This window comes from Nonomuraea sp. NPDC003214 (assembly GCF_053590035.1).
On record NZ_JBSFSX010000002.1, the window covers coordinates 696269 to 718245 of the forward strand.

At 72.2% G+C, this 21977-nt stretch carries 21 protein-coding genes; 14 read left to right on the forward strand and 7 right to left on the reverse strand.

Annotated features, from left to right (window positions below; translation table 11 throughout):
• Positions 1 to 26 precede the first annotated feature (26 nt).
• Both ACWDXC_RS08270 and ACWDXC_RS08275 read right to left on the reverse strand, forming a co-directional pair.
• A complete protein-coding gene (locus ACWDXC_RS08270) occupies positions 27 to 1817 on the reverse strand; it encodes a discoidin domain-containing protein (RefSeq protein WP_449979436.1) in 1791 nt (596 codons plus the stop codon).
• 44 nt (positions 1818 to 1861) lie between these two features.
• Positions 1862 to 3028 (reverse strand): ROK family transcriptional regulator, encoded by a 1167-nt coding sequence (locus ACWDXC_RS08275; RefSeq protein ID WP_219515024.1) that lies wholly within the window; start codon positions 3026 to 3028, stop codon positions 1862 to 1864.
• Between the two features lie 141 nt (positions 3029 to 3169).
• On the opposite strand from ACWDXC_RS08275, the gene ACWDXC_RS08280 reads away from it, so the two are divergent.
• Genes ACWDXC_RS08280 through ACWDXC_RS08300 form a run of 5 tightly spaced genes read left to right on the forward strand, consistent with a single transcriptional unit; the run spans position 3170 to position 9014 of the window.
• Positions 3170 to 4414 (forward strand): Gfo/Idh/MocA family protein, encoded by a 1245-nt coding sequence (locus tag ACWDXC_RS08280; RefSeq protein WP_449979438.1) that lies wholly within the window; start codon positions 3170 to 3172, stop codon positions 4412 to 4414.
• Positions 4415 to 4458: 44 nt separating this feature from the next.
• Positions 4459 to 6057: a beta-N-acetylhexosaminidase gene (locus ACWDXC_RS08285; protein WP_449979815.1), complete on the forward strand. Its 1599-nt coding sequence runs from the start codon at positions 4459 to 4461 to the stop codon at positions 6055 to 6057.
• A gap of 22 nt (positions 6058 to 6079) precedes the next feature.
• Positions 6080 to 7324, forward strand: coding sequence for an ABC transporter substrate-binding protein (locus tag ACWDXC_RS08290; RefSeq protein WP_449979440.1), 1245 nt, complete (start codon positions 6080 to 6082; stop codon positions 7322 to 7324).
• 3 nt (positions 7325 to 7327) lie between these two features.
• Positions 7328 to 8206 (forward strand): carbohydrate ABC transporter permease, encoded by an 879-nt coding sequence (locus ACWDXC_RS08295; protein WP_449979442.1) that lies wholly within the window; start codon positions 7328 to 7330, stop codon positions 8204 to 8206.
• On the forward strand, positions 8199 to 9014 hold the full coding sequence (locus ACWDXC_RS08300) for a carbohydrate ABC transporter permease (protein WP_219515031.1): 816 nt from the start codon (positions 8199 to 8201) through the stop codon (positions 9012 to 9014). Before ACWDXC_RS08295 ends, ACWDXC_RS08300 begins: the two co-directional genes overlap by 8 nt.
• A 3-nt stretch (positions 9015 to 9017) precedes the next feature.
• On the opposite strand, the gene ACWDXC_RS08305 is transcribed toward ACWDXC_RS08300, so the two are convergent.
• The gene (locus tag ACWDXC_RS08305) at positions 9018 to 9446 is read right to left on the reverse strand and encodes a VOC family protein (protein WP_449979445.1); all 429 of its coding nucleotides are present in this window, start codon (positions 9444 to 9446) and stop codon (positions 9018 to 9020) included.
• A gap of 86 nt (positions 9447 to 9532) precedes the next feature.
• On the opposite strand from ACWDXC_RS08305, the gene ACWDXC_RS08310 reads away from it, so the two are divergent.
• From ACWDXC_RS08310 to ACWDXC_RS08335, 6 genes are all read left to right on the forward strand, one after another.
• A complete protein-coding gene (locus ACWDXC_RS08310; RefSeq protein ID WP_449979447.1) occupies positions 9533 to 10510 on the forward strand; it encodes a helix-turn-helix transcriptional regulator in 978 nt (325 codons plus the stop codon).
• 27 nt (positions 10511 to 10537) lie between these two features.
• Positions 10538 to 12571 carry a right-handed parallel beta-helix repeat-containing protein gene (locus ACWDXC_RS08315; protein WP_449979450.1) on the forward strand — a complete coding sequence of 678 codons (2034 nt, stop codon included), beginning with the start codon at positions 10538 to 10540 and terminating at the stop codon, positions 12569 to 12571.
• Positions 12568 to 13386: a hypothetical protein gene (locus ACWDXC_RS08320; protein WP_449979452.1), complete on the forward strand. Its 819-nt coding sequence runs from the start codon at positions 12568 to 12570 to the stop codon at positions 13384 to 13386. Before ACWDXC_RS08315 ends, ACWDXC_RS08320 begins: the two co-directional genes overlap by 4 nt.
• Positions 13383 to 14702, forward strand: a complete 1320-nt coding sequence (locus tag ACWDXC_RS08325; protein WP_449979455.1) for a hypothetical protein — start codon at positions 13383 to 13385, stop codon at positions 14700 to 14702. Before ACWDXC_RS08320 ends, ACWDXC_RS08325 begins: the two co-directional genes overlap by 4 nt.
• A 98-nt stretch (positions 14703 to 14800) precedes the next feature.
• The gene (locus ACWDXC_RS08330; protein ID WP_449979457.1) at positions 14801 to 15970 is read left to right on the forward strand and encodes an FAD-dependent monooxygenase; all 1170 of its coding nucleotides are present in this window, start codon (positions 14801 to 14803) and stop codon (positions 15968 to 15970) included.
• Positions 15971 to 16058: 88 nt separating this feature from the next.
• Entirely contained in the window at positions 16059 to 16637 is a 579-nt protein-coding gene (locus ACWDXC_RS08335) for a dihydrofolate reductase family protein (protein ID WP_449979460.1), read from the forward strand.
• Here the strand turns inward: ACWDXC_RS08335 and ACWDXC_RS08340 are convergent.
• Entirely contained in the window at positions 16634 to 17935 is a 1302-nt protein-coding gene (locus ACWDXC_RS08340; RefSeq protein WP_449979462.1) for a family 43 glycosylhydrolase, read from the reverse strand. The genes ACWDXC_RS08335 and ACWDXC_RS08340 overlap by 4 nt on opposite strands.
• The gene (locus ACWDXC_RS08345; protein ID WP_449979464.1) at positions 17932 to 18528 is read right to left on the reverse strand and encodes a hypothetical protein; all 597 of its coding nucleotides are present in this window, start codon (positions 18526 to 18528) and stop codon (positions 17932 to 17934) included. Before ACWDXC_RS08345 ends, ACWDXC_RS08340 begins: the two co-directional genes overlap by 4 nt.
• A gap of 870 nt (positions 18529 to 19398) precedes the next feature.
• Between ACWDXC_RS08345 and ACWDXC_RS08350 the strand changes: the two genes are divergently transcribed.
• The gene (locus tag ACWDXC_RS08350; protein ID WP_449979467.1) at positions 19399 to 19743 is read left to right on the forward strand and encodes a hypothetical protein; all 345 of its coding nucleotides are present in this window, start codon (positions 19399 to 19401) and stop codon (positions 19741 to 19743) included.
• Positions 19744 to 19803: 60 nt separating this feature from the next.
• On the opposite strand, the gene ACWDXC_RS08355 is transcribed toward ACWDXC_RS08350, so the two are convergent.
• Together ACWDXC_RS08355 and ACWDXC_RS08360 are read right to left on the reverse strand one after the other, a co-directional pair.
• On the reverse strand, positions 19804 to 19962 hold the full coding sequence (locus ACWDXC_RS08355; RefSeq protein ID WP_357585762.1) for a hypothetical protein: 159 nt from the start codon (positions 19960 to 19962) through the stop codon (positions 19804 to 19806).
• 12 nt (positions 19963 to 19974) lie between these two features.
• Complete coding sequence (locus ACWDXC_RS08360) at positions 19975 to 20547, reverse strand: dihydrofolate reductase family protein (RefSeq protein WP_449979470.1); 573 nt, start codon at positions 20545 to 20547, stop codon at positions 19975 to 19977.
• A 72-nt stretch (positions 20548 to 20619) separates the two neighbouring features.
• Here ACWDXC_RS08360 and ACWDXC_RS08365 point away from each other — a divergent pair, with 72 nt between their 5' ends.
• Together ACWDXC_RS08365 and ACWDXC_RS08370 are read left to right on the forward strand one after the other, a co-directional pair.
• Entirely contained in the window at positions 20620 to 21192 is a 573-nt protein-coding gene (locus tag ACWDXC_RS08365) for a TetR/AcrR family transcriptional regulator (protein WP_219510591.1), read from the forward strand.
• A gap of 50 nt (positions 21193 to 21242) precedes the next feature.
• The gene (locus ACWDXC_RS08370; protein WP_449979472.1) at positions 21243 to 21971 is read left to right on the forward strand and encodes a glyoxalase; all 729 of its coding nucleotides are present in this window, start codon (positions 21243 to 21245) and stop codon (positions 21969 to 21971) included.
• Positions 21972 to 21977: the final 6 nt, after the last annotated feature.

Genomic DNA, 21977 nt, shown 5'->3' on the forward strand with positions numbered 1-21977 from the left:
TGGTCGGCATTGTAATGGTGTAATTGTCAGCGAGTTACCTCATACGGGATGATCTCGGCGATGGCGGTGGCGCCGCCCATGCCGTAGTCGGCGCGCAGCCGGATGTAGCGGGCGGAGACGCCGGTCAGGTCGACGTCGTTGGGCGCGGTCATCATCGGCCATTCGACCCGCTTGACGTCGCGGAACGTCTCACCGTCGTCGCTCACCTGGACGACGCCCCGGCGGACGGTTCCGTTCATGTCGTAGCGGAGCTTCGGCTGGAAGCGTACGGCGGAAAGTTCGCGCACCTTGCCCATGTCCACGGTGATGTGGTGGGGCTGCGGGGGCGGGCCGGGGTAGTAGGAGTGGAAGTCCGTGGTCAGGTTGCCGTCGACGGCCCGGGCGGGGTCGCCGGCGCCGGGCTTGAACGTGCTCGCCGTGGCGCTGAGCTCGGCCGGGGGCACCCGGGTGCCGGCCGGGACCTCGGGCCAGACGCCGGGCGCGTGCTCGGGCTCGTCGTGGACGACCGGCTGGTCGGGGCCGGTGCCCTTGCCCCGGATCACCACGTCGGTGATGACCGAGCTGTGGTCGGAGTAGAACGGGTAGGGGTCGTCGAGCGGGCTGTCCTGGTGGCGGGGGAGCCGCCGGTCGTCGATGCGCGACCCGAGCACGCGTACGTCCTCGCCGCGCGTGAAGACGTAGTCGATGCGGGCGGGCGCGGACCGCCACCCGCTCAGCGAGCTCCAGGTGCGGCCGGGGTGGCGGCCGGCGTCGGGGTTGGCGTGGCGGAAGGTGTCGGTGAAGCCCGCGTCGGTGAACATCTTGGTGAGCGGCCACGGCAGCACCATGCCCGCGTGGCCGCGCGCGTTCTTGAACTGCTCGGTCCAGTCGAGGTGCGGCCAGGCGTTGAGGTCGCCGCCCATGAGCACGGGGGCGTCGTCGTCGCCGATGAAGGACGGCAGCGCCTTCTCCAGGATGGCCCTGCCCATGGCGACGCGGCGGAAGTTGTCGTTCTCGGCGAGCTGCTGGTCGGTCTTGGTCCTGGGCATGCCGTAGAGGTTCTGCACGGCGGCCTCGTGACCGTCCCAGTTGGACGACAGCTCGTGCCAGGTCCACATGCTGAACGCGTGCACGTGCTTGCCGTTGGGCAGGCCGAGGCGGGCGCCGCCGAGGTTGAAGGAGGAGATGTCCTCGTCGGCGTAACGCGGGTAGACCTTCTGAATGTCCAGCTTCGTGTAGATCCACAGGTTGTCGCCGTTGACGCTGTAGTCCTCGGGCTGGGTGAGCCGGGCGGCGGTGTAGCGGTCGTCCTCGGCGCGTCCGGCGTTGAGCCCGTCGAGGATCTTCTCGCCGGACCCGTACGCCTCGACCACGAAGAGGATGTCCGGGTTGACCTCGTTGAGGTACTCGATGAGCTGGGCGAGGTTCTGGCCCGTCTTCTCCTGGCCGTTGATGGTGCCGCCCACGTACAGGTTCCAGGCCATGAGCCGCAGTGGCGTGCCGGCCTTCTTCTCCGGCATGGAGGTGACCGAGACGTCGACGGTCACGTTCCCGGCGGGCAGGGGGAAGGGGCGGGTGCGGGCCTGGCCCTCGCGCGTGTAGATGGTGTCGCGGGCCCACACCTGCTCGCCGGTCCTGACGGTGGCGACGAACTCCTGCACGTGGTTCGGACGGCTCTTGCCGCTCGCCACGACCGTGCAGGTGCTGCCGGGGGCCTGGCCGTCGCAGTCGAGGCGGTACGCGGCGGGCCTGGGGCCGGGGTCGGCCGAGGCCGGGCTGGGCACGGTCAGGGCGGCGAGGGCGAGAGCGGCCACCATCGGGGGGATCAACTTGCGCAAGGCACTTCCTTCTGCGGTGCGCCGGGCGGGGCCGGCAGGGGGGATCAGGTGAGGCGTTGCGGCGCCGCGGGCCGGGAGATCGAGCCCTGCGGCGAGAAGAACCGGTCGTCCACGTGGTCCAGGGCCAGGCAGGCCGCGCCCAGCGAGACGCACTCCTCGCCGAGCGTCGAGGGCCGGATCTCGGGGACGCGCAGGCAGTGGGGTTCGAGGGCGCGGCGGAGCGCGGGCAGCAGGACGTCCGCCGAGCGGGAGAAGCCGCCGCCGAGGACGACCAGCTCGGGGTCCAGGGTCAGCACCATGGCGGCGGTGCCGAGCGCGAGCTGATCGGCGTAGGCGTCGACGGCGGCCAGGGCGGCGGGGTCGCCGGTGCGGGCGGAGGCGAAGACGAGCCCGGCGGCGTCCTCGGGGGCGGCGCCCGCGGCGGCGGGGGAGTTCTCCAGGTGGCCGGCCATCGTGCGCCAGCCGGTGATGTCCATGAGGCCGACCTCGCCGGTGGCGCCGCTGAAGCCGTGGTGCAGCAGGCCGTTGAGGATGAGCGCGGCCCCGGGCCGCCGGCCGGCGTGCAGGTAGACCAGGTCGCGGACGCCGGCCGCGACGCCCAGCCGCTGCTCGGCCAGGGCGGCGAGCTTGCTGTCGTTCTCGATGGTGATCGGGCACGACAGGCGGCGGCCGAGATGGCCGATGAGGTCGACACCGGCCCAGTCGGGCAGCGCGGTGACGCGGGTGACCATGCCTTCCCGGTTGACGACGCCGATGCTCCCGGCGGCGACGCCCCACAGGTCGAGCGTGGTGAGGCCGCCGGCGACGAGCGCGGCGTCGATCGCCCTGTCGACGGCCTCCAGCCGCTCGTCGCGCGTGGTGGCGGGGGTCACGGCCACCCGGCCGCTGGCGACGGCCCGCCCGGCGAGGTCGGTGATGATGGCCAGGACCTTGTGCACCCCTATGTCGATGCCGAGCACGTGTCCCGCGTCGGCGCGGAAGCGGTAGCGCTTGGCGGGGCGGCCCATGCCGCCGGGGGCGGGCTCGACCTCGGCGATCCAGCCGCGGTCCTGGAGGTCGGTGACGACGTCGACCATCGAGCCCCGGGACAGCCCGGTTCTCGCGGCCAGTTCGGTCAGCGTCAGCGGGCCGGTGGCCTCACGCAGCGCGCGGATGCTGCTCAGCAGGTTCAGCTGGCGCAGCCGCTGTAGGTCGCCGCCGTTGACCTGCACGGGCTCTCTCCTCACTATTGATGGTCTCCAGACGATGTCGGTCCGCTGCTAGGGGGATCATCGGCCAAGCGGGTCTTGACTGCAAGACCGGATCCATGAATATCTATGGACTCCACAATAAATCGGGGAGTTCGGGCAGATATGACAGTGACCTTAGCCGTCGTCGGGGCAGGAGCCCGAGGCCAGATCTACGCCCGCGCTGCGACGGCCGGCGGACGGGCGCGGATCGTGGCCGTGGCCGACCCGGACCCGGCCCGGCGCGACAGGCTCGCCGACGAGCACGGCGTGCCCGAGGAGGCCCGCTTCACCGGCTGGGCCGAGCTGGCCGCCGCGCCGAAGCTGGCCGACGCCGTGGTCATCGCCACCCAGGACCGCCTGCACGTCGACCCCGCGATCGCCTTCGCCGGGCTGGGCTACGCCATCCTGCTGGAGAAGCCGATGGCGCCCACCGAGCCGGAGGCGCGCCGCATCGTCGAGGCCGTCGAGCGCGCCGGCGTCGTCTTCGCCGTCTGCCACGTGCTGCGCTACACCGCCTACACCCAGGTCTTCAAGGAGCTCGTCGACGGCGGCAGGCTCGGCACGATCTCCAGCGTCCAGCACCTGGAGCCGGTCGGCTGGTGGCACATGGCCCACTCCTTCGTCCGTGGCTCCTGGCGCAACGCCGCCGAGTCCGGGCCGATGCTGCTGACCAAGTCCTGCCACGACATCGACTGGCTGCTCCACCTCGTCGGGGACCGGCCCGTCGGCGTGTCGTCGTTCGGCTCGCTGACCCACTTCCGGCCCGAGAACCGGCCGGAGGGCGCGGGCGCGCGGTGCGTGAGCTGCCCGGTCGAGCCCGCCTGCGCCTACTCGGCCAAGCGCCTCTACCTGGGCTGCCTCGGCGACCCGGACCGGGAGTTCTGGCCGCTCGGCCCGGTCACGACCGACGCCACGACGGCCGGCGTCATGAGCGCGCTGGAGACCGGCCCGTACGGGCGCTGCGTGTACGACTGCGACAACGACGTGGTCGACCAGCAGGTGGTGACGATGGAGTTCGCCCGAGGGGCGACCGTGTCGTTCACCATGACGGCCTTCACACCGCTGGAGCACCGCAAGACCCGCGTGTTCGGCACGCGCGGCTACGCCGAGGGCGACGGGCGGACGATCCGGGTCGTCGACTTCGTGACCGGTGACGAGGAGATCGTCGACACCGGGACCCGCGCGGGCGCCTCGCTGGCCGACGGCCACGGCGGCGGCGACGCGGGGCTCGTCGCGGCGTTCCTCGACGCCGTCGCCACCGGAGACCAGGCGCCGCTCGGCGCAGACGCGGCCGACGCGCTGGCCGGGCACCTCGTCGTCTGGGCCGCCGAGCGCGCCCGCGAGACCAGGACGGTGCAGCCCCTGTGACGGCGCCCGCCGCCTCCGCAACGGCCGCCCCCGCCACCGGTGGGGTGGTTCCCGTGCCCGCGCGGGCCGTCGCCGGTGCGGGACGGTTCACGTTCGACGCCGCCACGCCGCTGGCCGCCGACCCGGCGCTCGCCAGGGCGGCGGCGTGGCTGCGCGAGACGCTCGGCCCGGCCACCGGCCTGCCGCTGCCCGAAGGACCCGGCGGCGTCGAGATCCGCCTCACCGACGGGCTCGGCCCCGAGGAGTACCGGCTCACCGTCACCCCCGCGTCGGTGCTGATCGAGGCCACGGCCCCGGCCGGCGCCTTCTACGGGGCCCAGACGCTGCGCCAGCTCCTCGACCCCGCCGCGTTCCGGGCGGGCCGCACCGGCGACCGCACGTGGACGGTCCCCGCCGTCACGATCGCCGACGGCCCCCGCTACGCCTGGCGCGGCTGCCTCATCGACGTGGCCCGCCACTACCTGCCGAAGAACGACCTGCTGCGCTACATCGACCTGCTGGCCACCCACAAACTGAACGTCCTGCACCTGCACCTGACCGACGACCAGGGCTGGCGGCTGGAGATCAGGAAGTACCCGAGGCTGACCGAGGTCGGCGCCTGGCGGCGCGAGTCGCCGCGCGGCGCCAGGCGGCACGGGCTGTTCGACGGCCGCCCGCACGGCGGCTTCTACAGCCAGGAGGACATCAGGGAGATCGTCTCCTACGCGGCCGACCGGTTCGTCACGGTCGTCCCGGAGATCGACCTGCCGGGCCACACCCAGGCCGCCATCGCCGCCTACCCCGAGCTCGGCAACCTGGACACCCCGCTGGACGTGCGCACCGAGTGGGGCGTCGGCGAGAACGTGCTCAACGTCGCCGACGAGACGATCGCCTTCTTCACCGACGTCCTGGACGAGGTGCTGGAGCTCTTCCCCGGCGACTACGTCTGCGTCGGCGGCGACGAGGTGCCCAAGACCCAGTGGAACGAGAGCGTCCCGGCCAAGGAGCGCATCCGCGAGCTGAACCTGCGTGACGCCGAGGAACTGCAGACCTGGCTGATGCGGCACTTCACCGACTACCTGCTGGCCCGGGGCCGCAAGCCGCTCGGCTGGGACGAGCTCCTGGAGGGCGGCCTGCCGCCGGGGGTCACGGTCGCCGCCTGGCGCGGGGACACGTGCGCGACGCTGGCCGCGCGGGCCGGCCACGACGTGGTCGTCTCGCCGTTCGCGGAGACGTACCTGGACTTCCGCCAGGCCGAGGGCGACCAGGAGCCGGTGCCGATCGGCAGCGTGACCTCGCTGGACGCGGTGCACGCCTTCGACCCGGTGCCCGCCGGTCTGACCGGGGAGGAGCGCGGCCGGATCCTCGGCGCGCAGGCGGCGCTGTGGACCGAGCACATCGACTCGCCGCGGCTGCTCGACTACATGGCCTTCCCGCGCCTGGCCGCCTTCGCCGAGGCGGTGTGGAGCGAGGAGCGCGACTTCGGCGGGTTCCTCGCCCGGCTCGCCGTGCACGAGAAGCGGCTCGACGCGCTGGGCGTGGAGTATCGCCCGGCCGGCGGACCGCACCCCTGGCAGCGCCGTCCCGACGCCCCCGGTCACCCCCGGACCAGGGCCGAGATCGACGGCAAGCTCGCCGCCTGGACCGCGAACCTGCGGTTCTGACACCCCCCCACCTGGAGAAACCATGCGCTACCGCCTCCCCCTGGCCGGGCTGCTCGCCCTCGCCGTCCTCGCCGCGGGCTGCGGCTCCTCCTCGGAGCCGGCCGCCGACGGCAAGGCCGCGATCACGTACGCGATCTGGGACAAGAACGACCAGGCCAGCGCCGAGAAGATCATCGCCGCCTTCCAGCAGGCCAACCCGAAGGTCACGGTCAAGCTGGAGATCACCCCGTGGGACCAGTACTGGACCAAGCTCCAGACGGCCGCGTCCGGCGGCGCGGCGCCGGACGTCTTCTGGATGAACAGCCTCAACGTCCGCATGTACGCCAAGGGCGGCGTCATCTCCCCGATCGACGCGGCCAAGGCCGAGGGACTGCCGGACGCGGTCGTCGACGGCTACCGCTACGACGGCAAGCTGTACGCGCTGCCGCACAACGTGAGCATCCCGGCGCTCTGGTACGACAAGAAGATCTTCGACGCGGCCGGGCTGGACTACCCCACGGCCGACTGGACCTGGGACGACGTCAAGTCCGCGGCCAAGAAGCTGACCGACCCGGCCAAGAAGCAGTTCGGCATCCTGGCCCCGATGTGGGACCAGGGCGGCTTCTATCCGACGATGCTCCAGGCGGGCGGCCACGTGCTCTCGCCCGACGGCAAGAAGAGCGGCTTCGACGACCCGGCCTCCATCAAGGGCCTGGAGTTCTGGACCGGCCTGATCAAGGACAAGGTCGCGCCCGTCGCCGAGGTCTACACCGACACCGACCCCATCCAGCTCTTCCAGTCCGGCAAGTACGGCATGTACTACGGCGGCGTCTGGTTCGCCTCCACGTTCTGGTCCAACCCGGAGATCCGCGAGCGCATCGACGTGGCGCCGCTGCCCGCGGGCCCGGCGAAGGAGGCCGTCATCCTGCTCGGCCTGGCCAACGCCGTGTCGGCCAAGAGCGAGCACCCGGCGGAGGCGGCGGCGTTCGCCGAGTTCGTCTCCTCCGAGCAGGCGCAGAAGATCCTCAGTGACAGCGGCGGCGGCGCCCTCTCGCTCCGGCCGGGCACGCAGGACGGCTGGTTCAAGGCGTTCCCGTCCTTCCACCTGAAGGAGACCTACGACGCCTCGATGCCGCACGGCGTGCCGTACCCGGCGACGCTGAACACCGCGCAGTGGCAGGACGTGCAGCAGAGGCTGCTGGCCGACGCCTGGTCGGGCAAGCGGCCGGTCGCCGACGTCGCCAAGGAGATCGCGGCGCAGATGAACGAGATCCTGGCCAAGGAGTAACGGATGCTCTCCAAGCGCGAGTGGGTGTGGGGATACCTCCTCATCGCCCCGATGGCGCTGGGCCTGGGCGTCTTCTACCTGTGGCCCATCGCCCAGACGCTCTATCTCAGCTTCACCGAGTCGGGCGTCTTCGGCGGGCACACCTGGGTGGGGACGGACAACTTCACCGAACTGCTCGGCGACGACCAGATGCGGGGCGCGCTCGGCAACACCCTGCTCTACGCGGTGCTGGTGCTGGCGGGCGTGCCGGTGGCGATCGTCGTGGCGGCGCTGCTGAACGTGCCGGGGCTGCGCGGCATGAGCGTCTACCGGACGCTGTACTTCCTGCCCGTCGTCACCATGCCCGCCGCCGTCGGTTTGACCTGGCGCTACCTGTTCAACGGCGACTTCGGCGCGATCAACCACTTCCTGGGCGGGCTGGGCATCGACGGGCCGTACTGGGTGGGCGATCCGGACTTCGCCATCTACGCGATCGCGATCGTCGGGGTCTGGAGCTCGGTCGGCTACAACGCCGTGCTGTTCCTGGCCGGGCTCCAGGGCATCCCGCGCCAGTACTACGAGGCGGCCTCGATGGACGGCGCGGGGCGGCTGCGGCAGTTCTTCCGCATCACGCTGCCGCTGCTCACGCCGACCACGTTCTTCGTCCTCGTGATCACCATGATCAACGCGTTGCAGGTCTTCGACCTGGTCTATCTCATGATCGACCTGAACAGCCCGGCGTTGAACGGCAGTCGCACGATCGTCTACCTCTTCTTCGAGAAGGGCTTCGTGCAGAACCAGCGGGGGCTGGCCGCGGCCATCGCCGTGGTGCTGCTCGGGCTGATCCTCGTGCTGACCGCCATCCAGTTCAGGCTGCAGAAGAAGTGGGTGCACTATGAGTAGGGCCAGGACGTGGCCGGCTCACGTGATCCTGACGGCGGGCGCGCTGGTGATGATCGCGCCGTTCGTCTGGCAGGTCGTGGTCTCGCTCCAGACGCTGCCCGACTCGCTGCGGGTGCCGCCGAAGTTCACGCCCTCGTGGGAGTGGTCCAACTTCCCCGAGGTCTTCCGCTCGGTGCCGCTGGCCAGGCAGTTCGTCAACACGGTGGTGGTCACCGTCGGCGTCACGGCGGGGCAGCTCCTGCTGTGCTCGATGGCGGCCTTCGCCTTCGCCCGGCTGCGCTTCCCCGGCCGGGGCGCCATCTTCATGGTGTTCCTGGCCATGCTCATGGTGCCGGGCGAGCTGTTCATCATCCCGCGCTACGAGATCATGCAGGGGCTCGGCTGGCTGAACACGTTGCAGGCGCTGATCGCGCCGGGCGTCTTCGGGGCGTTCGGCACGTTCCTGCTGCGGCAGTTCTTCCTCACGCTGCCCAAGGAGCTGGACGAGGCCGCGCGGCTCGACGGCGCCAACCCGTTGCAGATCTACTGGCACATCATGCTGCCGCTGGTGCGGCCGGGGCTGCTGGCGCTGGGGCTGCTGACCGTCATGTGGTCGTGGAGCAGCCTGCTCTGGCCGCTGGTGGTCAACACCGATCCGGAGATGATGACGCTGTCGGCCGGGCTGGCCTCGCTGCGCGGGCAGTTCCAGACGAACTTCCCCATCCTGTTCGCCGGTTCGGTGGTGGCCTCGCTGCCCGTGATCGCGCTGTTCGTGGTCATGCAGCGGCAGCTCATCGCGGGGATCGCGTTCACGGGCTCGAAGGGGTGACGCTCACGCGCCGCCCTTCAGCGAGGCCAGGATCTCCAGGTAGTGCGGGTTGTACATCAGGCCCAGGATGTTGCCCCACGGGTCGATGATGCTCGCGGTGATGAAGCCGGTGCCGCGGTCGTGCGGGGAGTCGTGCTCCTTGGCGCCCAGCGCCACCAGCCTCTCCAGGGCCGCGGGCACGTCGTCCACGTGCCAGTAGACGACGGCCCCGGCCGGCTGTCCGACGGTCTGCGGGGAGGGGGTCCTGGCCAGCTCGCTCCCGGCGTAGGCGCTGTTGACGACGCCGAACTCGTGCTGGTAGTCGCCGATGCGCCACTCCAGGTAGCCGGGCGTGTCCATGTAGGGCGGGATGCCGAACACCTCGGTGTACCAGCTCCTGGTGGCCTCGAAGTCGGGGGAGTAGAAGGTGGCGGTGGTGAGTCCTCGCAGCATGTCCGGTGCCTTTCTCGTGGTGATGTCTCCATTCTTCCCTTCAAAGTGCTCATCAACTGAGCACTTTCCTGGAGAGAATGGCGGACATGCGCGCTGACCGTCTCGTTGCCGCCCTGCTGCTGCTCCAGTCCCGTGGCCGGGTGACCGCCGCCGAGCTGGCCGAGGAGCTGGAGACCTCCGTCGCGACCGCCCGCCGCGACCTGGAGGCGCTGTCCGCGGCGGGCATCCCCGTCTACCCGCAGCCCGGACGCGGCGGCGGCTGGCAGCTCGTCGGCGGCGCCAGGACCGACCTGAGCGGGCTCAACGCCGCCGAGTCGCGCGCGCTCTTCCTGGTCCTCGGCCCGGCCGGCTCGGCGACCCCCGAGCTGACCTCCGCCCTGCGCAAGCTCGTGCGCGCCCTGCCCGCCACCTTCCGCGCCGACGCCGAGGCCGCCGCGCGGGCCGTCGTGTCGGACCCGGCAGGCTGGGGAGAGCGAGGCAAGGAGCCGCCCGCCCTGGTCGAGTCGCTGCAGACCGCCGTGGTGCGCAGGCTCAAGGTACGGCTCGCGTACCCGGGGAAGGACGGGCAGGCGGCCGAACGGCTCGTGGACCCGCTCGGCCTGGTCGACAAGGACGGGATCTGGTACCTCGTCGCGGGCACCCCGGCCGGGCGGCGGACGTACCGCGTCGACCGCGTCGCCGGGGCGGAGGTCACCGAGCTGCCCGCCGAGCGGCCCGACGGTTTCGACCTTCAGCAGGAGTGGGAGCGCGTCGCGGCGGAGATGGAGCGGCGGCGCTCGCTCGTCCACGCCGAGGTGCTGGTCGGCGCCCGGTTCTTCCCGGTGCTGCGGACGCACTTCGGCCGGCACTGCGAGCTTGTCGCCGAGGAGGACGGCGGGCGGGTCCGGGTGCGGGTCGCGGCGCACATGCCGCGCGCGATCGCCGAGCAGCTCGCCGGGTGGGGCGCCATGATCGAGGTGGTCGAGCCGGAGGAGGTGCGCGCCGAGCTGGCGAGGATCGGGCGGGAGCTGGTCCGCCAGTACGAACCGGACATCCGTATCGATTCATCGCCGGGCGTGGACTGAACATGAGCTTGGCTCTACTTTTGCCGTATGTCGATGCTGCGGAAGCTGGCGGTGGCCGCCCTCCTCGCCCTGTTATGCCTGGCCCAGGCGGCCCCGGCGCTCGCCCATGAGGAGCGCCCGGTCACGTTCCCCGACGGCTCGGGCACCGTGCCGGTCTACCGGACCACCGGCCCCGAACTGCTCGTCTGCAAGAGCGACCGGGCCGACTTCGAGCGGCGCGTCGCCTCCTTCCCCGCCGCGCTCAAGGAGCAGAACCTCACCCTGTTCGAACGCTGCCAGAAGGACGGCTTCCGCCACCTCCAGGAGGCCGTCGACCAGGTCAAGGGCCCCGGCTACACCATCAAGATCCTCCCCGGCCTCTACCAGGAGGAGCCCAGCCTGCCCGAGCCCACCGGCGCCTGCGCGAACCTCCAGGCCCGCTGGTCCTCCTTCGGCTACCAGATCCTCTCCTTCGAGCAGCAGAAGCAGTGCCCGCACAACCAGAACCTGGTCGCCATCCTCGGCATCAAGGACCTCCAGATCGAGGGCACCGGCGCGTCCCCGCTCGACGTGGTCGTGGACGCCCAGTACAGGAAGCTGAACGCGATCCGCGCCGACATGACCGACGGCGTCTACTTCCGCAACTTCACCGCCCAGCGGACCACGTTCAACTCGCTCTACATCCTGGCCACCGACGGCTTCGTCATCGACCGCATGCTCACCCGGTGGAACGACGAGTACGGCTTCCTCACCTTCGCCTCCGACCACGGCCTCTACACCGACTGCGAGTCCTACGGCAACGGCGACAGCGGCATCTACCCCGGCAGCGCCTCCGACATCAACGCCGGCCGGGGCCACGACGTGCCCCGCTACGCGATCGAGATCCGCCGCTGCAAGAGCCACCACAACATGGTCGGCTACTCCGGCACCGCTGGGAACTCCGTCTGGGCGCACGACAACGACTTCTACGACAACATGGCCGGCGCCTCGATGGACAGCCTGTTCCCCGACCACCCCGGGCTCCCGCAGAACCACGCGCTGTTCGAGAACAACAGGATCTACGACAACAACGAGAACTACTACCGGCACGTCCGCGACGGCACCTGCGCCAAGCCCGCCGGGCAGCGCGGCTACGAGAGCGGCGTGGTCTGCCCGCAGATCGGCGTCGCGCCCGGCACCGGCATCCTGACGGCGGGCGGCAACCACAACGTCTACCGCGGCAACTGGGTCTACGGGCACGACAGGACCGCGTTCATGCTGCTGTGGGCGCCGGCGTTCCTGCGCGGCGAGGAGGCGCTGGGCAAGCAGGCCGACACCTCGCACGACAACTTCTACGGCGGCAACCGGCTCGGCGTCGCCCCCGACGGCTCGGTCCGGCCCAACGCCACCGACGTCTTCTGGGACGGTCAGGGCAGCCGCAACTGCTGGGACACCCGGGCCGCGACCAGCCCGTACGTGGTGCCGGGCTGCGGCGGCAAGGCCGGCGAGCTCGCCGGGCCCGGCTCGCACCGGGTGGTCGGCGAGCCCGCCAAGCTCGCCCACTCGCTGGTGTGCGCCGAGTACAGCGTGACCGAGCGGCGGCTGCCCGCCGGGTGCGACTGGTTCGGCGCGTCCGGCCTGGCCAGGGTCGAGGTGCAGGTGACGCTCGGCACGTCCGTGCTGCTCGGGCTGCTGGTGGCGCTGCTGTGGTGGCGGCGGCTGCGCGGCGCCGGCAGGCTGGGGACGGTGTCGGCGGCGCTCGCGCTGGCCGGGCTGGCGCTCGACGTCCCCGGCGCCGCCCACGACCACACGCTGCTGCCCGCCGCGGCCCTGCTGCTCCTGGGCGCGGGGCTGACCGGCATGGGGCTCGCCCTGCGGCGCCCGTACCGCTTCTTCGGCGGCGGCACCGTCGTGTTCGGCGTGCTGACGCTGCTCGACGCGGTGGACAAGTCGCTGATGCTGATCCCGTGGCTGCCGCTCAGCCCGGCCTGGCTGCGGGTGCTGTTCGCGATCGTGTGGGTGCTGTGGGCGGTGGTGCGCCTCGCGCCGCGCCCGCCGGGCAGCAGGGCGCCCGAGCCCGTCGCCGCCGAGGCGGCCGCATGACGCGGGTCCCCCTTGGAGTCCTGGCCGTGGCGGCGGCGCTGCTGCTCGGCGGGTGCGGCGAGCCGGTGACCACCCACCACCGGCCCGGCACCGACCACGCGCCCGCCACCGCCTCGGCCGGCACCCCCGGGCCGCCGCACGCCCACGGCGACCACCGCACCCGCGACGTCCCCGCCGCCGAGGCCCCCTCGGTGCGGCTGGAGGTGCGGCCCGACAGCGACTCGGGCTGGAACCTGCGCCTGGTCACCGAGCGGTTCACGTTCACCCCCGACAGCGTCGGCGGGGCCGCGCTGCCCGGCACCGGGCACGCCCACCTCTACCTCGACGGCAAGAAGATCGCCCGGCTGTACGGCCCCTGGCACCACCTGCCGCGCGAGGCCGTGCCGCCGGGCAGCCACACGCTCGCCGCCCGCCTGAGCGCCGACGACCACACGCTCTGGTCGGTGGCCGGCAAGCCGGTGGAGGGCACCGCCACCGTCGAGGGACCCGCCCCGGAGGCGAACACGACCGGCCCCGCGACAGCCACCGGTCCCGCGACAGCCACCGGTCCCGCGCCGGTCACCGTCGCCGTCCGCGTCAGCGGCGGCAAGGTGACGCCGCCACCCGGCCGCGTCGAGGTCGCGAAGGGCGGCCGGGTGCGGCTGGAGGTCACCGGCGACCGGGCCGACACCGTCCACGTGCACGGCTTCGACCTCGAACGCCCCCTCACCCCGGGCGCCCCGCTCGTCCTGGAGTTCACCGCCGACCGCAGCGGCCTGTTCGAGGTGGAGACCCACGACTCCCACCTCGTCCTGACCCAGCTCGTCGTCCGATGAGCGGCATCCTCGCGCACGGCATCGGGTCACGCCACGACCTGCCGATCCCCGCGTTCTACGCGTTCGCGGGGGCGCTGGCCGCGCTCGTCGTGTCGTTCCTCGGGCTGGCCGTGCTCTGGGCCGAGTCGAAGTTCCGCGGCCGGGAGGCCGGCCTGGCGCTGCCGCACGCGCTGCAACGGCTCGCCGACGCCCCCGCCACCCGGACGGCGCTGCGCGCGCTCGGCCTGGCCGGAGCCGCGTTCACGGTGTTCCTGGCCGCGTTCGGGCCCGACGACCCGGAGCGCAACGCGGCGGCCACCCTCGTCTACGTCGTCTTCTGGGTCGGCCTGGTGCCTGCGTCGCTGCTGTTCGGGCCGGTGTGGCGGCTGGTCAACCCGCTGCGCGCCGTCCACGCCGCACTCGCCCGGCTGCCGGGGCGGCGCCGCGACCGGGAGCCGCCCGCGTGGCTCGGCCACTGGCCGGCGGCGGCCGGGCTGCTCGCCTTCACCTGGTTGGAACTCGTCGCCCCCGAGCCCGCCGCCAACGCCTCCATGCTGGCGTTCTTCGGCTGCTACGCCGCCGTGCACCTGACCGGGTCCCTCGTGTACGGGCCGCGCTGGTTCGACCGGGCCGACGCGTTCGAGGCGTACTCGGCGCTGATCGGACGGCTGGCCCCGCTCGGCCGCCGCGCCGACGGCAGGATCGTGCTGCGCAACCCGTTCCACGGCCTGGACGCGGTGACGCCCGTCCCCGGGCTGGTGGCGCTGGTGTGCGTCATGCTCGCCTCCACCGCCTACGACGGCTTCTCCGACGCCCCCGTGTGGGTGGACACCCTGCAGAGCGCCGCCGCCGGCCCGACCGCCACCGGCACGCTCGGCCTGCTCGCCGCCGTCGCCGGGGTCGCCCTGCTGTACGGCGCGTGCATCGGCGTCGCCGGCCTGATCGGCGGCTCCCGGCGGCCCGGCGGCGGCCACCTGCGGGCCTTCGCCCACTCGCTGGTGCCCATCGCCGTCGGCTACCTCGTCGCCCACTACTTCTCGCTGCTGGTCATCGAGGGGCAGCGGGCGTTCATCCTCGCGTCGGACCCGCTGGACACCGGCCTCGACCTGCTCGGCACCGCCTCGCGCACCGTGGACGAGGCGGTGGTCGCGCCGGGCACGATCGCCACCGTGCAGGTCGTGTCCATCGTCGCCGGGCACGTGCTCGGCGTGATCGCCGCCCACGACCGCTCGGTACGGCTGTTCGCCCCCGCCAAGGCCGTCGCCGGGCAGATCCCGCTGTTCATTCTCATGGTCTGCTACACGCTCGGCGGGCTCACCCTCCTCCTGGCCGCGTAGTGACCTTTCCGCCGGTGACCGGATGGAGATGGTCATGAGCCGGTGAAGCTCCGTACTGGCGTGCGCGGTCCGGGGGCGGCCGAGGGAAGGCCACGCTTATGGCAGATGTGCAAATCGCGTGCGTCGGCGGGGGACCGGCCGGCCTGTACTTCTCGATCCTGATGAAGCAGGTCGCCCCGGCGTACGACATCACCGTCTATGAACGGAATCCCGCCGGATCCACGTACGGCTGGGGAGTGACCTTCTGGGGCGAGCTCCTCGACGACCTGCTCAGCGCCGACCCCGAGTCGGCGGAGGCGATCAGGAAGAGCTCGTACCGCTGGGACAGCTGGATCATGAACGTCCACGACCGCGCCAGCGTGGGCGGCGAGAACTGGGACGAGGGCTTCGGCATCGGCCGCCGCGAACTGCTCGGCATCCTCGCCGACCGGGCCCGCTCGCTCGGCGTCCGCGTCGAGTACGAGCGCGAGATCACCGGGGAGGACGACGTGGCCGGGGCGGACCTGATCGTCGCCGGCGACGGCGCGGGCAGCGCGCTGCGCGAACGCCATGCCGAACACTTCGGTACCAAGGTGACGACCGGCCGCAACCCGTACGTGTGGCTGGGCACGACGAAGCTGTTCGACGGCTTCACCATCGCCTTCACCGAGACCGAGCACGGCTGGATTTGGTGCTACGGCTACGGTTACGGCGAGAACCGCAGCACCTGCGTCATCGAGTGCTACCCGCAGACCTGGCAGGCGCTCGGCCTGGACCGGGCGAACGAGCCCGAGATGCTGGTGCTGCTGGAGAAGCTGTTCGCCGACATCCTCGACGGGAACCCGCTGATCGGCGGCGCGGGCGCGCGCTGGCAGCGCTTCCGCACCGTGACCAACCGGACCTGGCACCGCGGCAACCTCGTCCTGCTCGGCGACGCCGCCCACACCACGCACTACTCCGTCGGCGCCGGCACCGCGCTCGCCCTGGAGGACGCCACCTACCTGGTCGAGGCGCTGGTCGAGGAGAAGAGCCTGGAGCCCGCCCTGGCTCGCTACGGGCGCGACCGCCGGGGCGCGCTCCGGCTCACCCAGCGCGACGCCCGCTACAGCGCCCAGTGGTACGAGAACCTGACCCGCTACATCGGCCTGCCGCCGGAGCAACTGCACGCGCTGCGCAGCCGGCGGCACTCGCGGCTGCTCCCGCACGTGCCGCCCCGGCTCTACTACCAGGGCGTCAGCCTCGGCTCCAAGGCCGCCCGGCTGCTGCCCGGCCGCCGGTCCGCCACGTAGGAGAAATCTCCGGAAGCCGTGTCGATCCCGGCGCCGCCCGGTCGACGCACAGGCGAGAGGACAGAACGCGACGCACGAAGGAGACCTTATGAGCACCGTGGTGATGCACAACGTGGTGTCGGTCGACGGCTTCATCGCCGACCTGGACGACCAGGTCGGCCCGCTGTTCGAGTGGTACGGCAACGGCGACGCCGAGCTCGCCGAAGGCAGCCCGATCAGGGTGTCGCAGGCGTCGGCCGACTACGTCCGCCCGATCTGGGCGGGCATGGGGGCGATGGTGATCGGGCGGCACCTGTTCGACATGACCAACGGCTGGGACGGCTCGCCGCCGGCGGCCGAGCACGTCGTCGTGGTGTCGCACCGGCCCAAGCCCGAAGGCTGGCACCCCGAGGCGTCCTACCACTTCGTCGGCGACGTGGCCGAAGCGGTCGCCAAGGCCAAGGAGCTCGCCGGGGAGCGCACCGTCGCCGTCGCGGCGGGCGACGTCGGCGGGCAGGCGTTCGCGCTCGGCCTGGTGGACGAGGTGGCGATGGACGTCGTGCCCGTCGTCTTCGGCTCCGGCAAGCGCTACTTCGGCTCCGTCGACGCCCAGCACCTGCTGGAGGACCCGCACGTGGTCGTCCGGGGGGATCGGGTGCTGCACCTGCTCTACAAGGTCCGCCGCTAGGCCAGCTCGACGTGGTCGAGCTCGGCCCACCGGCTGTGGTGCCGGAAGCGCAGCGTGTTCCAGCCCTGGACCAGCGTGACCGTGGCCGGGACCTCCTTCCACCGGTCCCAGCCGTGGTCGGGATAGTCCAGTACGAACGCGGACGAACCATTCACGGTCACGGTGTGCTGCGCATGACCGTACCCCGCCGCGTACGTGACATACGCGGTGTAGGTCCCGGCCGCCGGCGCGAACACGCGCAGGTCCACCCAGCTGTCGTCATGGTCCAGCCCGGCCACGACGGCGCCCTGCGAAGCCCCGGCCGCGCCCGAGCGGACCCTCGCGTGGTGGATCGTGCCCCGCTCGGCCTCGTACCGGACCCTGCTGCCCCGCACCACCGGGTATCCGTCGGCCCAGCCCAGGCTCGCCGCGTACATCCAGCGGGCCGTGCCCGCCCAGCCGTGGAAGAAGAGGCGGTCGCCGAGCACGTCCGCGCCGCCCGGCCCGCGCACCGCCCCGCCGAGCGTGCGGGTCGTCATCAACGGCCGGTACGCCTTGGTGAACGGCCCCGCCAGCGTCGGCGCCACGGCGTAACCCGTGAAGTAGCGGTCGTCGCCGTACGGGCCGCCCGAGTAGAACAGCACGTACCGTTCGGGACGCCTGACCAGGACCGGCGCCTCGATCACGCCGTGCTCCTCCGGCGCGTCGTTGCGGATGAGCTCGCGGCGCGGGCCGGTGAACGTGACGCCGTCGTCGAGCACCCGCTGGAGCCATACGATCGCCGGCTTGCGGACCGCGTTGCCGTCGTTCTTGTAGAGCAGGTAGCGCCTGCCGTCGGCGTCGGTGAAACTCGCCGGATCGATCGCGCCGCCCTCGCTCGGGTCGCACACCAGCGGGCCGTCACCCAGCGGACGGAACGGGCCGAGCGGGCCGTCCCCGAGCGCCGCGCCGATGCAGCGACGGCCCGCGGCGGCGCCGGGCGCGGTGAAGTACATGAGATAGCGGCCGTCCGGGCGGCGCGACACGTCGGGCGCCCACAGGCCGCAGTCGGCGCCGCCCCCGCAGGCCACCGCCCAGGACGGGCGGACGGGCAGCGCGTCGCCGCGCACCGTCCACGGGCCGTCCGCCGCCGGCGCCGTGGCGAAGGGGATGTTCCCCGCGCCGCTGCTCGTGGAGTAGGCGTGGAACGTCCCGCCCGCCTCGATCACGTCCGGGTCCGGGAAGTCCGTGGAGATCACGGCCACCGGAGGCACGGTGGCCGCCGGGGCGGCGACCGTCAGGGGCAGCGCCGCTGCCAGCAGGGCACGCAGGAGGCTCATTCGACAGTCCAGTCCTCGGGTCGGGGCGGGTAGGCGAACGTCTGCGTGTCGGCCCAGTCCTCGCCGACCGTGCCGTAGTCGTGCGCGGCCTCGCTGGAGGCGTGCGACTCGCCGACGTCCACCGTGTCGGCCGTCTCCCACGCGCCGTCCAGCCGCTGCTCCACGACGTACAGGAACTCGTTGAAGCCGGAGGAGGAGAGCGACGTGTTGACCACCGTCAGCTTGCGCCGCCCGGCCGTCAGCTCCGGTGGCAGCTCGACGATCTGGTTGCGCCACTTGTAGACGTCGTCGCCCATGAGCGGGCGCCACTCGCCGGCGGGCAGGCCGTTCACCGTGATGGAGGCGTGCTGCAGGGCCACGCCCACGTCCAGGCGGCGGATCAGGCGGACGCCGGTGTTGCGCGGCTCCACCGTCACCGTGAACCGGCTCCGGCCGCCCCGGGGGAACGCGCGGCCGTCGTCGCTCACGATGTGACCGGGCACCAGGGTGCGCCGGGACAGCGTGTCCGGCGTGCCACCCCACGGCCCCGCCGTCAACGCGACGCTCACCCCCACCCCCGCCACCACCGTCAACCCGGCGGCCACCAACACCACCCCCCGCCGCCTCCCTGCCCTCCGCCCTACTTCCAGAGAGACCGGTCGGGAGGATGCGGCCCCGGGGTGCGCGGCGCCGGTGGGTGCGGCCCCGGACGGCCCGGCCCCGGACGGCGCGGTGCCGGAGGGCCAGGCTCCGGTGCCGGAGGGCGCGGTGCCGGTGGGCCAGGCAGTGGATGGGCCCGCGCCCGATGCGGCGGTCCTAGGGGGCTCGGGTCCGGAATTTCCGGCCTCAGGCGTCCGTGCCCCTGAGGGCCAGGTCCCGGAGGGGGCAGTTCCGGACGGGGTGGCGGGTGGGTCGGCGCCAGGGGCTGGGGGGCCGGTGGGCTGGGGGGTCGGGGGGTGGGTGAGGGGGAGGCGGTTGAGGCGGACGCGTTCCCAGGCGCGTTCCCAGGCGGGGATGTGCGGTTCGGGCACCCGGCAGGCTCGCAGGAACGCCACCATCACCGCCTTCTTGGGGAAGCGCCGGCCCGCGAGCATGTCGGCGCAGGTGGCGCGCGGCAGCCGCGCCCCGCCCGCCCGGTCGGCCCGCGCCTGCAGCTCCCGCAGCGACACGTCGGCCCGGGCGAACTGCTCGGCCAGCGCCTTCACCAGGCTCTCGTGGCAGTTCACCCGCTCCAGCGCGGGCCCGGGAGCCTGCGTGAGGTCTTCGCTCATCGCATCCCCTCCTCCTCTTGACGGTCCGTGTGACGTCCAGTGTATGAACCGTGACCGAGAGTGTCCGACGAATGGTCGCCGGCCGTCCGGGTCCGGACGGCTTCGTCCGACGCCCTGTTGGACACGCGGGCGGCCCGGCTTGTCTGGGTGGCGGGGCGCGAACCGGCAGGCGGTGCGCGCATCGGCACGAAGGAGGGACGTCGCATGACGCTCATGAGCGATGAGGACAGGAAGACGGCGCTGCGGGAGCATCCGGCGGTGGCCGAGGTGCTGGCGCAGTTCGGGGACGGCGCGGACGCCGTGCTGGACGAGCTGGCGGCGGGGCTGAACGCCGAGCAGATCCAGGCGATCCCGCAGTCGCCGGCGATGCCGCCGGACGCCTCGGCGGTGGACGGCTTCAGGTGCTGGCGGGCCGGCGCCGTCTATGCCGTCTATCAGCTGTTCGGCATGGCGGTGTGCACGATCGTCGGAGGCTACACGGGCGGGCTGGCCGCCATCGCGTGCCGGATGATCAAGGCCGCTGCGGGCAAGGCGATCGACTGGAACAGCCTCTGCTAGATCCTCGCCGGGCCGGCCTCCGGGAGTCTCCGGAGGCCGGCCCGGCGGGCGTGGGCGCGGTCAGTAGCCGGTGCGGCGTGGGGCGGCGGACTGGCGGCGGGGGAGCGGGGGGCGAGGGGCGGGCTTGAGGTCGCGGGCCGGGTGCCCGTGCCGGTGCGGCGTGCGGGCCCGGTCGCCGGTCCGGTCGCCGGTGATGGAGTCGGGGAGGCGGATGTGCATGCGTGCTCCTCTCTAGGCTCGGGTGAGCCAGGTGACCTGGGCGCCGTTGTCGAAGGACTTGCGCTGTGCGGGCGTGAACAGGGTGGGCCGGAACGCGCCGGAGAACATCGGGATGCCCGCGCCCGCCACCACGGGATAGCTCTTGAGGATGATCTCGTCGATCTCCGGGAGCAGGGCGGCGGCGAGCTTGCCGCCGCCGCACAGGTAGATGTCCATGCCGGTGTCCTCGGCCTTGAGTCGCTTGACGAGCTCGACGGGGTCGCCGGTCTCCACCGTGACCGTCGGGTCGTCGATCTTCAGTGTGCTGGAGGCCACGTACTGGCGCAGGTGGGAGTAGGGGCTGGTGGTGGGGACCTCCAGCGCGGGCTCGTACGTGCCGCGGCCCATCACGAGCGTGTCGAACACCTGGTTGGGCGCGTTCTCCAGCCCGACGAGCTTGCGGACGTGGGTGGGCAGCGTCTCCGGGTAGCGCTCGTTGATCCAGGCGATCATCTGGTCGGAGACGGGATAGAAGTCGAACTCGGCGCCGGGGCCGGCGATGTAGCCGTCAAGGGAGACGCCGATGTAGTAGACAAGCTTTCGCATACCGCTCAACTCCGGATGTAGTACTATGCTTGAAGTGGTTTCAACGTAGTACTACAACTGGAGTGGTGTCAAGTGCGCACGAATCCCGAACGCCGGCTGGCTCTGATCGACGCGGCCATCGAGGTGCTGGCCAGGGAGGGCGCAAGAGGGCTGACGTTCCGGGCCGTCGACGCCGAGGCCGGGGTGCCCGTCGGCACCGCCTCCAACTACTTCCCCACCCGCGACGACCTGTTCACCCAGGTCGGCGGCCGGATCTACGAGCGCCTGCTGCCCGACGCGGCGACCGTCGCCCGGGCCCAGGAGGGCGTGCAGGACCAGGCCCGCTACGCCGCGCTCATGCACGAGCTGGTGGACCGGATCTCCGCCTTCAACACCGGCTACCTGGCCCTGCTGGAGCTGCGGCTGGAGTCGACCCGGCGTCCCGAGCTGCGCGCCGTGCTGACCGAGCGCATCCGCCAGGACATCGACGCCAACGTCGCCTACCACGCCGCCTCCGGACTGCCCGGCGACCCGACCTCGGTGCTGCTGCTCTACCTGGCGCTCAACTGGCTCATCGTGGAGAAGCTGACCCTGCCGGACATCTTCACCGACGAGCAGGTCCACGACCTGATCGACGCCGCCGTGCGGAGATCGCTGCACCCCTGAGCCGGAACGGTCCATGTGCGAGCCGCGCCGAACGGTGTGAGCATCGGAGGATGAGCGAGCCCGAGGTCAGGCCGAACGAGACGACCGTGCCGCTGATGCCGTGCGCGTCGATGGAGGACACCCTGGCGTTCTACGAGACGCTGGGGTTCAGGGCGGTCTACAAGCAGAGCAAGCCGTACGTGTACCTGGCGCTGGAGTGGAGCGGGTTCCAGCTGCGCTTCGGACCGGCGCCCCGGGGGCTGGACCCGGCCCGGGAGGAGTCCGCCCACTGCCTGGTCCTGGTCGACGAGGTGGCGCCCTACCACGCGGCGTTCGCGGCGGCGATGCGCCGGGCGTACGGGAAGGTGCTGGACAGCGGACTGCCGAGGATCACCCGCTACCGGCCGGGCGCGTCCCGGTTCACGCTGGTCGACCCGTCCGGCAACGTGATCACCTTCGTCCGGCGTGACGAGCCGGACGAGCTGGAGTACGGCGGCTCGAAGAAGCTGACCGGCCTGGCCAAGGTGATCGACAACGCGCGGATCCTGCGCGAGTTCAAGAACGACGACCTTCAGGCGTACCGGGCGCTCAAGTCCGGGATGCGCAGGCACGGCGCGGGCGCCGCCGCGGCCGAGCGGGCCGTCGCCCTCGGGAACCTCGCCGACCTGGCCACGGCGCTCGGGGAGCCCGCCGAGCCGTGGATCGCCGAGCTGCGCGGCCTGACGCTCACCGAGGACGACCGGCGGCGCGTCGAGGCGGAGCTCGGGCATCTGGCCGCGCTCCCCGCCTGGCTGCCGTGAGCCGCG